This is a genomic window from Microcystis sp. M179S2 (assembly GCF_020245805.1).
GTDB lineage: Bacteria > Cyanobacteriota > Cyanobacteriia > Cyanobacteriales > Microcystaceae > Microcystis > Microcystis aeruginosa.
In genome coordinates this window covers 45,891-58,145 of the sequence record NZ_JADBUE010000141.1, presented here as the reverse complement: position 1 = coordinate 58,145, position 12,255 = coordinate 45,891, and the positions used below count along the sequence as shown (strand labels likewise).

Here is a 12,255-nt window from a genome sequence, read left to right as displayed (position 1 = left end):
ACCATGCCCTATTCTCGATAATTTCTAAGTTTATAAGCCGTTAAACATAAATTAGGATGCTGTGCTATCAGTGAATATAAACAAAAGTTTAACCCCACAGAGTTAAGCTTACTCATGTTCACCTACTTAGCCTACCACATCTTATGGCTTTTGAAACATTATTTTTAAAATTTAACCTCCATATTGATCAAGCTCCGTTAATTTTTGATTAAGTAATCTTGCCAGTTCGTCTTCACTGAGGCTGTCATAGGGATTATGATTGTCAGGAATTGGATTTATTTTAATCTCAAAATCGAGATGATTGGCTAGAATTTGTTCCCTTAAGTAGGTACTTAAGCTGAGAAGATTAGGATAATCGAAAATGATCGAAGATGGCAATTTACACCCTAAATCTGTTTCTAAGCGATTTTTAAATTCTATGACCATTAGAGAGTTTAAACCTAAGTCTAAGAATGATGTTTGTTGAGGAATAACTTTGTTCCCATTTAACCCTGTCACTTCTCTTAATATTTTCTCCAGTCCTTCTACTAAAGCGGTTATTCGTTCGTCTATAGAGACAGATTTTAATTGTTCTAATAGTTTTGCTGGACTTGTTTGTTTTTGATTGTTTAGGGTTAATACCTCGCTAAAGAAGGGTTGACTAATGTTGAAAGTTTGATTAAAAATTGACCAATTAATATCGATAACTATTCCTTGGTTAATATCATCTAAAATTATCTGGTTGAGATATTGAAACGCTTGCTCAGAAGGCATCATCTGCAAACCCCAATTAGCGAAACGTTGTTGATCAATTTGGTTGCTCGTCTCCCAAGCTCCCCAATTAATACTAATACCAGGTAATCCTAAACTTTGCCGTTGCTGCATTAGAGCATCCATGAAAGCATTAGCCGCCGCATAATTACTTTGACCCGGTGAACCAAGGATGACAGCCGCAGAAGAAAAGCTTACGAAAAAGTCTAAAGATAGAGAGCGAGTATAACGATCTAATAATAAAGTTCCTGCTACTTTTGGACTCATTACCTTTTGATATTTTTGCCAACTTTGATTACTGATAAGCCCATCTTCTAAGACCGCTGCTGCATGAATTATTCCTCGTAAGACGGGCAAGTCTGCCCCAAAACGAGAGAATAAATTTTTCATATCTGTGGGGGAAGTAATATCAGCTTCAATCAAGGTTACTTTTGTTCCTTTCTCTACTAATGGGGCTATCAATTCTGTTGAAGATTTAACATGGCGACTACACAAAACTAGGTGACTTGCTCCCATTTCTGATAACCATTGAGCCACTAATCCGCCGAGTTTTCCTCCCGCTCCCGTGATTAAATAAGCCCCTGACTGATTAATAAACTGTCGTTTTTCTGAGGTAGGAAGAGATGCAGAAACTAACCTGGCTGCGTAGCGGTTTCCTTGACGTAAAGCCAAACGGAATTCATGGGGGAAACACTTTAATTCATTGAATAAAAGTGCAGCTTCATTAGCTTCTTTATGGATTGGTAAATCTAAACAAACACAACCCATTTTAGGATACTCTTGATTAATGACTGCTCCTAATCCCCATAAATGGGACTGTTGAGGAGATAAAGCCGTATCATTGCTAATCTTATTAGCCCCGCGAGTAATCAGCCATAAATGGGGTAATTTCTCCCAGTTATTAGTGAGGGTTTGCACTAAATTTAAGACGGCATGAGAACTCTGATCTACTGTATCTAGAACTTCTTCAGCTTCTGAAGATTCCCAACAAAAAACAACACCAGTCGGAAATTCTCCAGATGGATAAGCTTCTTGATAGAGACGCTGAAAATCAGATTTCTGAGCCGGATTGATCACAAAAGAATCTTGAGAATAACATTGATAATTCTGCCCCATTTCTACAGTAATTACTTTTTCTCCTGCCTTTTTGTATAAATTAATTAGGGAATTTAAGTCTGTTTCTGGACGAACCAAGACTAACCAAGAATTTTGAGGATCGACGGCAACAGTTGGCATTGAAGAAAGTTTTTTCCATTCCACTTTATAAAAGCAATTATTTGACTTTTCTTGCCATAAACTCTGTAAAATAGCTGGATTTATGCGCCGTGCTGTTAAGTCAGTAAAGCGAGCGCAAAGCTGTCCTTGTTCATCATAAATATTAACATTTACTCTCATTTCACCATTAGTATCTGAGATGACCTGAACTTCCGTCCAAACTTGCGAAGTTGGATTTAGGAATATTTCCAAGGAAGAGAATCCATAAGGTAGATGCAATTCTTGACCATGAATTTCGGGGAAAGCTGCCCCAATACTCTGTAAGCAAGCATCCAAAAGAACCGGATGAAAATAATAACGCCGATCCGCTAAACTAGGGTTAATACTAATTTTAGCTTGAGAGCCTTTTTTGAAAGAATATAACTCTTGAATCGCTTGGAACTGCTCTCCATACCTGATACCCATCTGCTGATAAAGCTCATAGAATTCACGAATAGAAATCGATTCTTTAGAGTTTTCCCTTTCTAATTTAGTTTGGTTTAATTCTGAGGCAGCCAAGCTTTGTATATCCTTAGGTTTGACTTCACCTGTAACATGAAGAACCCATTGTTCTTGTGCAGAATCACTGCTAAATATCTCAAAAGTATAAATCAGTTGAGATGATTTTTTAGGTTTAAAAATTATTTGGATTATTGAGGGAGTTGGAGATAAGATTAATCCCTGATGGATAGAGACATTTTCAAGGGTGACAAAATGCCCATTAAATATTTTCTGACTTGCGGCTAAAATGGCTTCAATAAAACCGGTAGCTGGAAATACAATGTTCTCAAATACCTTGTGTTCTTCTAAATAACTAGGGTTAAGAGAACTCACCTCACCTTCAAAGATCATGTCTCCCGTTGCTAACTTTTTAAAATCTCTAATGAAAGGATGTAACTGAGTCTTGATTTGCCCTAGAGAAAATTCCGAATTAGATAGCCAATACCGTTCTCTTTGAAAGGGATAAGTCGGTAAACTAATTCGCTTACCTTGTTTAAATACTTTAGTCCAGTCTACAGAATAACCATTAACAAAAAGTGTCGCTAAACTTCTATACATTTGTGCCTGTTCATCCTGCCCGGGTACAATACTAGGCAACCATAATAGATCCTGGTTGGCAGCAATAAGGCGAGCCATACTCAGTAATACAGGCTTAGAACCGACTTCTAGAAAACAACGATAACCCTGAGCAATTAAAGACTGAAATCCTTGACTAAACTGTACAGTATTACGCAGATGATCTACCCAATAATCAGGAGTTGTAATTTCTGAACCTACAGCTTTCCCTGTCAGATTACTAATAATCGTTAAGTTAGGTTCATGAAAAGAAATTGTTTTTAAGACCTGGGAAAAATCATCAAGAATAGGCTGCATTAAAGGAGAATGAAAAGCATGAGATACCGCTAAACGTTTAGTTTTATACCCTTGATCAATAAATTCTTTTTCGAGTTGCTCAACAATCTCTTTAAATCCAGAAATGACGGTAATTGAGCCATTGGCTGAAGCAATATTAACTTGATTTTCATAAGAAGTTAGAGCGTTTGCTACCGTCTCATAATCAGCATAAATAGCGGACATACTGCCATTGTGGGGCAATTTTCCCATTAATTTACCCCGTTGAGTCACTAATTTTAAGGCATCTTCTAATGAAAAGACTCCTGCCCAACAAGCCGCCACATATTCCCCAATACTATGTCCTAAAAGGGCTGAAGGTTGTATTCCCCAAGATTGCCATAATTTGGCGAGTGCATATTCAAGGGAAAAAATCACCGGCTGAGTGATTTGGGTTTCCTCTAATAACTCACTATTTTGCTCTTGAAAGATTAAATCTAAGAGAGATTTTTCTAAAAGGGGTTCTAGAATTTGATCACAAAGATCTAATGTTTCCTTGAAAACAACTTCTCGGTTATAAAGGGTTTCTCCCATGCCGGAATATTGAGAGCCTTGTCCAGAAAAGAGGAAAGCTATCTTTGGCGGAGTCTCTGATAAAATCGGTCGGATTAATGAGTCAGAATCTTCACCATCTTGGTAATCAATTAATGCTCGTTGTGCCGTGGTTATTGAGTCTGCTAAAATACAGATTCGTTGCGGAAAAATCCCCCGCCCTGTACTGGCGGTAAAACAAACATCAGCTAAATTGATAGACTCAGTCAAAATATCTTGATAACTTCTCGCTAACTCTTGCAGCGATTTTTCAGAACGAGCCGAAAGGGGTAATAGATAAAAATTATTCTCCGAAGGTTGAGGTAAATCAGCGTCAATTTCCCCAACAATGATATGAGCATTCGTTCCACTAAATCCAAAGGAACTTACTCCAGCAATCCTTGGACGTTCGCTGATATGCCAAGGTTTTCCTTGTACAGGAACTTCAAAAATATGAGAACTCCAATCAAAGCGGGGATTAGGATTTTTAAAGTGAAGATGAGGAGGTATTTTATGGTGTTGTAACGCTAGAACGGTTTTAATTAATCCGGCAATTCCGGCAGCACCTTCTAAATGGCCTAAATTCGTTTTTACTGAACCAATAATTAAAGGCCGATTAGGGGAGCGTTGGCCAAAAACGGCGGACATACTTTCTAATTCAATGGGATCACCAAGGGCTGTTCCAGTGCCGTGAGCTTCAATATAATCGATTTGTTCAGGCTTGAGATTAGCACGTTTAAGGGCTTGATGTAATAATTGTTCTTGAGCTTGACCATTAGGAACAGTTAGCCCACTACTTGGACCATCATGATTGACGGCTGTGCCATAAATTTTCGCTAAAATTTGGTCTCCATTCTTAACTGCTTGGCTCAATCTTTTCAGAACAACTATTCCACAGCCTTCTCCTCGCACCATGCCATTCGCGCTCTCATCAAAGGTTTTGCAATGTCCATCAGGGGCAAGCATATGGGCGCGACTTTCGATTAAAGAAATAATGGGAGTTAAAATCATATTAACCCCTCCAGCCAAAGCCAGATCGCACTCACCATTAAGTAAGGCATTATAAGCTAAATGAATCGCTACTAATGAGGAGGAACAAGCGGTGTCAATAGTCATTGATGGACCCTGTAAACCAAGGACATAAGAAAGACGACCCGCCGCCATACTAACAGAAGTTCCTGAACCAGTATAAGCATTAATGGCTTGAGGAGAATAACTTAATTGGGCATAATCTTGAGTCATGCAACCGATAAAAACTCCCGTCTGACTGTTGCGTAATTTTTGGGGATTTTGTCCAGCAGATTCTAAAGCTTGCCAGGTGGTTTCCAAGAGTAAACGCTGCTGAGGATCCATAGCGACAGATTCTCTAGGAATAATGCCAAAAAATTCTCCATCAAATTCCTCAATTTGTTCTAGAAATGCACCGTAAGGAGCGTATATTTTGCCGGGGACATCGGGATTAGGATCATACCATGTTTCCTGATCCCAGCGCTCTTGAGGAATTTCTGTTATAGCATCTTTTCCCTGTTCTAAAAGTTCCCAGAAAGATTGTAAATTCTTAGCACCGCCGGGGAATCGACAAGCCATGCCGACAATAACAATAGGATCATCATCGAGTTGTGATTTTTCTGGCTGTTTTTGAGAAATTTCTGCTTTTATTTGAGGGGTAAATACTGGTTGACAATTATCTAGAACTTCTCGCTGTAAATAATTAACTAAGGCTTCAACGTTCGGAAAACGAAAAGTAATTGTCGAAGGGAGAGAACAATTAAAGTCAGTTTGTAACAGATTTCGTAACTCTGTAGAAGTGAGAGAGTCCATCCCCAAATCAAAAAAGCCTTGTTGAGGGGAAAAAGTTTCATCATTTGAGCGTCCTAAGACAGTAGAAACACGCATAATGATATGATTAGTTAGCCAATTAGGACGCTCTTTTAAGGTTAAATTTTGCCATTGTTTTAAAAACTCAGATGAGGGGGCTGCTTGGGGGTTTCCTTGAGGCAGAAAGTTTTTATAAAAGCTTTGATGAATATAAGGAAATTGTTGCCAGTCAATCTTAATTACACCAGCGCGAATAATCTGATTTAGGAGAATTTTTTCGAGAGCATTAAGGGCTAAATCGGGTTTCATAGCCCCATATCCTTTAGCGGCTAATCTCTCCAAAACATTGCGATCTACTGCTGCACCTATTTCGCTCCAAGGACCCCAATTTATGACCGTTCCGGGTAAATGATGCGCCTGACGATAATAGATAAAAGCGTCTTCAAAGGCATTAGCTGCCGCGGCATTGGCTTGTCCAGCTGAGCCAATTAAAGATACAGCAGAAGTATAACAGACAAAGAATTCTAATGGGTCATTTAGGGTGAGTTGATGAAGCAACCAAGTTCCTTTAACTTTGGGAGCTAAAACATAATTAAAGCGCTCTGGTGTTAGTCTTAATAAGGTGGTATCGTCTAAGGTTCCAGCAATGTGAAAAACGCCCCGTACAGGATATTTAGAACGGCATTCTTCTAAGACAGTGTGCAGTTTTTCAGCATCGGTAATATCAAGTTTTTTGAGGGTAATTTCTGCCCCACTAGAGGAGAGATTGGCTAATATTTCAGGGCTAACTCCTTCTGCCCCTCGACGACTACACAAAACTAAATTCCGCGCCCCTTTTTCAATCATCCATCGGGTTGTTGCTAATCCTAACCCCCCTGTGCCTCCTGTGATTAAATAATAGCCATCAGGACTAAAATTGATATTTCCCTCTTCAAGTTTTCTCTGCACTAAACGGGGATAAAAACGCTGTTCCCCCCGCAAAGCAACCCGGTTTTCTTGGGGATTACTGTAGATTTCTTGCAGCAGTTTGTCGGCTGAGTTTACTTCATCTGGATCTAGGTCAATCGCCTTAAAATTAAGTTCAGGATGTTCTAAGACTAGGCTGAAGGCTATTCCTAATAAGGATGCTTGAGAGGGAGAGGTCAGGGTTTTAATGGCTTTTGCTGGTACTGCTCCTTGAGTCACTAAAATCAGAGCCGGCGGATTTTCTTGCTGCAATAACGCTTGTAAGAAAAAGAGAAATCTTTGACAATGAATCTCGACTTGTTGATCCATTTCTCCAGGGATTTTTTCTAAGCCCCAGAAGTACAGTATTTGACGAGTTTCTGAAGTTATCGAGTTTCTCAATATTGATAGGTAATCTTCAGCAATTTCTGGGTTAATATCTTGGGAAAAGACGCAGGAACAACTTATTCCTCTCTGTTGGAATAGAGGGATTAAACCGTTAGCAATTCCTTGACTATCTGCCCAGATTATTTGATGATAGTAAGATTTTGCCGAAAGAGAAGGTAATTGCTCACTGCTGCGACTAATGATGACACTTTGTTTTAATAAATTTCGGGTTTTTGCTTGGCTTGGTTCGATAATATTAATGTCTTCAAATTGATTCTCAATCAGTAAATTTTGCCAATCTTTTGTGCTGATTAACGGATAACCATTCCGCCGCAGATCTTGACTACATAACCACCATCCTTCTGTCAAGCCAAAGGTTAAATCTACCCAACGTCTTGCCCCTGTACTTTCTAAGAGGATTAGTAGTCCCTTAGGAGCGATGAGAGAGCGCACATTTTCCAGGGTTTTTTGAAGGTTGGCTGTGGCATGAAGAACATTAGCGGCGATGATTATGTCAAAACTGCCGGGGAGAAAATCTTGAGTAAAGGGATTTTTTTCAATGTCTAAAGTTTGATATTTAATAAAGGGGTAGTTTCTAAAATTTTCCTTAGCTCTTGTTAAGAAACTAGAGGAAATATCGGTGAATACATATTCGATATGTTCTGTGGGTAAGTGAGGTAAAATGCCAGCAGTAACGGCTCCTGTTCCTCCTCCAATTTCGAGAATTCTTAGGGGATAATGGGGGGGTAAATTCTCAATAGCACGGCTGATTGTGGTGGCGACTAACTGATTCATCAATTTAGCTCCGGCAGCTTCCGAATAAATTGATGCGATCGCTTCTAAATCCCCTTGAGGAAAGAGTAGTTCTAATGGCTCAACTTGACGACTCATGACTGCTGCCAAAGCAGAGCCACAACGCTCCATGAGACTAATTTCTGCTGGATAATCGGCAAATTCTTGGCGGAGAATTTTAATTTGCGATGGCGATGAAGGTGCTTCTAATTCTTTGAGGAATAACCAGCCATCTTTTGTCTGATTAACGATTTTTTCTTCAGCTAAAATGCTTAAACATCGAGATAATAAAGGTCGGTAAAAATCGACAATTTGACCTTGATTTGCTATCTGTGCTTCGGAATAAGTTTGACCTAATTTTGGCTGTCCATTAAGTTTTGTTAAGGCTTGCCAAATATAGGTTACGCTTAACTTTTCTAAGGCCTCCATTAAGCGCTCATATTGCCCCAATTTTTCCCCTAGTTGTTGTTCTAACTGTGCGGGGTGAATTTGATTTTTAATCACCTGGGGAGCTACTAAAGTGTCTCTACCATTCCCTAATAATTCCTCGCAAGGTATCCATTCTTCTAGATAGATTTGAGGGGGGATTTCTTGGGGGATAATCTCTTGAGATTGAACGGCTTTTAGTTCTAAGTTGGTGAGGGATGCTAAGGGTTGACCTTGGGGGGAATAGATATCAATATCAGCGATAATAATGTTAGGGTTAGGGGAGGAGTTCTTCAGTCGAACCGCGCTGATTACCTGCTCATCAGGAGGGTGGAAAAATGCCAATTTACCAAGGCGAACAGGAACATAAGTTACTGAGGATTCTTCTTTAAATAAAATGGCAGCAATACCTTGAAAACAAGCATCTAACATAGCGGGATGGAAATGATATTTTTCCCGCTCTAACCTATCGGTTAATTTGATTTGAGCAAAAGCTGTATTTTCTCCGCGCTTCAGTTGATGAATGAGCCGAAAGTTACTCCCGTAATTTATCCCTGATTTTTGATAAGTTTCATAAAAGGAGTTTATATCGACTTCTTCAGGACAATTTTTGGCGATTTCTTCTAGATGACAATGGGTTAAATTAGTTGATTTCAATTCCTCAATTTTTCCAGTAACTAATATTTCCCAATTTGGCTCAAGTTCATGGTAAATTTTAAAGCTTTTTTGCTCAATGATTAACTGTAATGTGTCTTCCGTATCTTTTAAAATTAATGCCTTCTTAAATTCAACATTTTCTAAAATAACTCTTTGATTCTCCCCGGCAGCTAAAGCCATTTCTATCAAGGCAGATGCTGGCAATATGGCCTGATCAAAAACCTGATGTTCTCCTAAAAATGCAGGTTTATGTTGACTAATGCTCCCTCGATATTGAAGGAGAGCTAAGGGAGAAGGAAAACGATCGCCTAGTAAGGGATGTCCAGAGTAATAATTAGGGTTTTTATAGCTAGAAGACTCTGATTTATTGCCAGAATTTATCCAGTAGCGTTTGCGGATAAAAGGCGAATTAGGTAAACTAATTTTTTGCCCGGGATGTGAGCGATGAAAGGCTTCCCAGTTAATATTAAATCCTCGTACATAGAGTTGACCTAGCACCCTTTGCTCATGCTGATCACTGTGACAATCTTCCCCTAAACTAGATAACCATAGAATTGAATTTACCCCTAACTTTTGACGACCTATATTAATGAGATTGGCACTGATTCCCATTTCTAGGAAGATTTGATATCCCATTTGATGCAAAGTAGAAATTCCCTGGGCGATTTCGTCGGATTTTTGCCTAATCCTTTCCCCTCTATTCACGGAATTTCTGAGGGATTTTTTCACCACTTCACCCTGATAAATTAGGGTAATATCGGGAGAGTTAGAATCGACTTCTGGGGTGCTTTTGAGCAAGGATAAAAGTTCTTCTGAGTTGGGGTTTTGTGGACCAATTTGAGCGCGTTTCGTCACCAGCTTGACGGTATCTTCAAGGGAAAAAACGCCCGCTTGTTGAGCGGCGAGATATTCCCCTAATCCAGAACCTAAAATCGCAGAAGGAGAAATTCCCCACGATTTCCAGAGTTCACAAAGAGCATATTGATAGGCAAATAATACCGGTTGTACAGACAAAGGAATCTGAGGCTCTAAGGCTTTTTTAGATGACAATAATTCCTGAAGAGAAAATTCTAAATATTTTTTAAACAGATGATCACAGTGCCTAAAAGCATCATAAAATACTGGCTCATTATTGAGCAGGGTTTCAATGATTTCTGGACTAATTTCTTGCTCGTCATGGCAGAGAAAAGCAATTTTAGGATTGCTTTGCGCTTCTCCATAAATGATGTCGAAGCTATTATTTTGAATATTTTGAAATTGCTTTTCATCCCCATCGCTCTTGAGAAAAGCCTGAATGCCTTGGCGCAGATTCTCTTGATTAGAAACTAAAAGAGCGAGACGATGTTTATGGGGAAAACGACCGGTATTTAAAGATAGGGCAATGTCCTTGACGTTGAGAGATGTTTTCTGCTCAAGATCATCCACAAATTGAGTCGTAAAAAGACGTAAACGTTCGGGTTCTTTAGCCGAAAAAGTAACGAGAATGGGGGATATTTTGGGGTTTTGGGGTTGCGGTTGAGGCGGTTCGCTTAAAATAACATGAGCGTTGGTTCCCGATGCTCCAAAAGAACTGACTCCAGCCGCTTTGAGCTTGCCATTGTTAACATTCCAAGGACAATTTTGCGTAACGATACTAATCGGTAAGGCATCCCAATTAATATGAGGATTGGGTTTTTTAAGATTTAGATGAGCCGGAATTTCACGGTAGTGTAGCGATAATGCGGTTTTAATTAATCCTGAAATTCCAGCCGCCGCCGCCAGATGACCTAAATTAGTTTTGAGAGAACCGACTAATAACGGGTTAGATTTCCGACGATTGAGGCATAATGCCTCGGCTATGGCTTTAATTTCGATGGGATCTCCCAAAGATGTTCCTGTACCGTGAGCTTCAACATAATCGATCGCCTCGGCATCTAAACGAGCGTCAGCCAGAGCTTCTCTGATTAATTCTCTCTGCACAGGCCCATTAGGAACGGTAAAGCCGCCACTAGCTCCATCGTTGTTGACTGCGGTCCCTCGAATCACTGCCCAAATGTGATCACCATCTTCCAGAGCGTCACTGAGTCTTTTTAAGACGATGACTCCGCAACCTTCGCCGATTCCAAACCCATCGGCACTTTCGTCAAAGGTTTTGCATTGGCCATCTGGGGCCAACATCTGATTGCGGCACAAGGCGATGACGACTTCTGGAGTTAAAACTAAGTTCACTCCTCCGACTAAAGCTTGTCTGCATTCTTGGGAACGTAAGGAACGGCAAGCGAGATGAACAGCGACTAAGGAAGAAGAACAAGCGGTATCTACTGCCAAACTCGGACCATTAAGATTTAAAAGGTAAGAAATACGCCCAGCTGCCGCATTAGTATGATTACCCGAAATATGATAGGCTCCGATGGCATTATAGTCCTCATTTGAGGTAAGAATACGGGCATAGTCATTGTTGGTAATCCCGATAAAAACCCCTGTTTTTCCCCTTCTAGCCGTCGTTGTTGCCATTCCTGCATTTTCCAAAGCTTCATAGGCTACCTCTAAAAGCAACCTTTGCTGAGGATCCATAGCGACGGCTTCCTTGGGAGCAATTCCGAAAAAATGGGCATCAAACTGGGAGACATCATCAAGAAACCCCCCCTGAGAAACATAGATTTTACCCACTTTATTCCGATCTGAATCATAAAAATCCTGCTGGTTCCAGCGCTCCTTAGGTATTTCTCTGAGGTTATTTTTACCCGCTTTGAGGAAAGACCAGAAGGATTCAGGTGTCGCAATATTATGACCGAAACGACAACCTAAACCGACGATAGCTAAGGGTTCGCTTTGTTGAGACTCGAAAGCTTTTAATTTTTCTTTAGCTTCACTAAGAGCTTTAAAAACTCTAGCTTGGATTGATTGGTCGTTTTCGGATAAGTTCTTTTTATCTTGAAAGTCCATAGTGTTAGAATCGACTTGGAAAAGAATAATTATTGCGACTGACGGGGTGACAAGCAGATGGAAAGTGAAACAGGGTGTAGAGTGTCGGGGTTAGGGTGTAGGGAAAAAGCTTGAGACTTTCGCCGAAAGATAACGAGGGAATTTGGTTTTTACCTGGTGAGTCGATTAATTTGATGGCTTACAGTGAGGAAATTTTCCCCGCACCTCACTTAAATTTCCACCTCGTTGTCACTTCTTCAGCTATTACGACCAGACAGCTAATCGTACCTGATCAAGGTAGTAATTGTCAATAGACATCTGCAATAAACGTTTATGGGGTGTGGCATCCTCAGATCTGATAGTCTTGCGCTAATCTATCTTTAAATGTCACACTTTCCG

1 protein-coding gene is annotated in these 12,255 nt (G+C 40.0%); it reads right to left on the bottom strand.

Going from position 1 to position 12,255, the window contains the following annotated elements; all coding sequences use genetic code 11:
• Positions 1-171: 171 nt before the first annotated feature.
• Positions 172-11,877 (bottom strand): type I polyketide synthase, encoded by an 11,706-nt coding sequence (locus IM500_RS08410; RefSeq protein WP_190723010.1) that lies wholly within the window; start codon positions 11,875-11,877, stop codon positions 172-174.
• Positions 11,878-12,255: the final 378 nt, after the last annotated feature.

Coding starts and splice junctions, on each gene's coding strand:
- IM500_RS08410 (WP_190723010.1), bottom strand. CDS start 11,877: ATGGACTTTCAAGATAAAAAGAACTTATCCGAAAACGACCAATCAATC.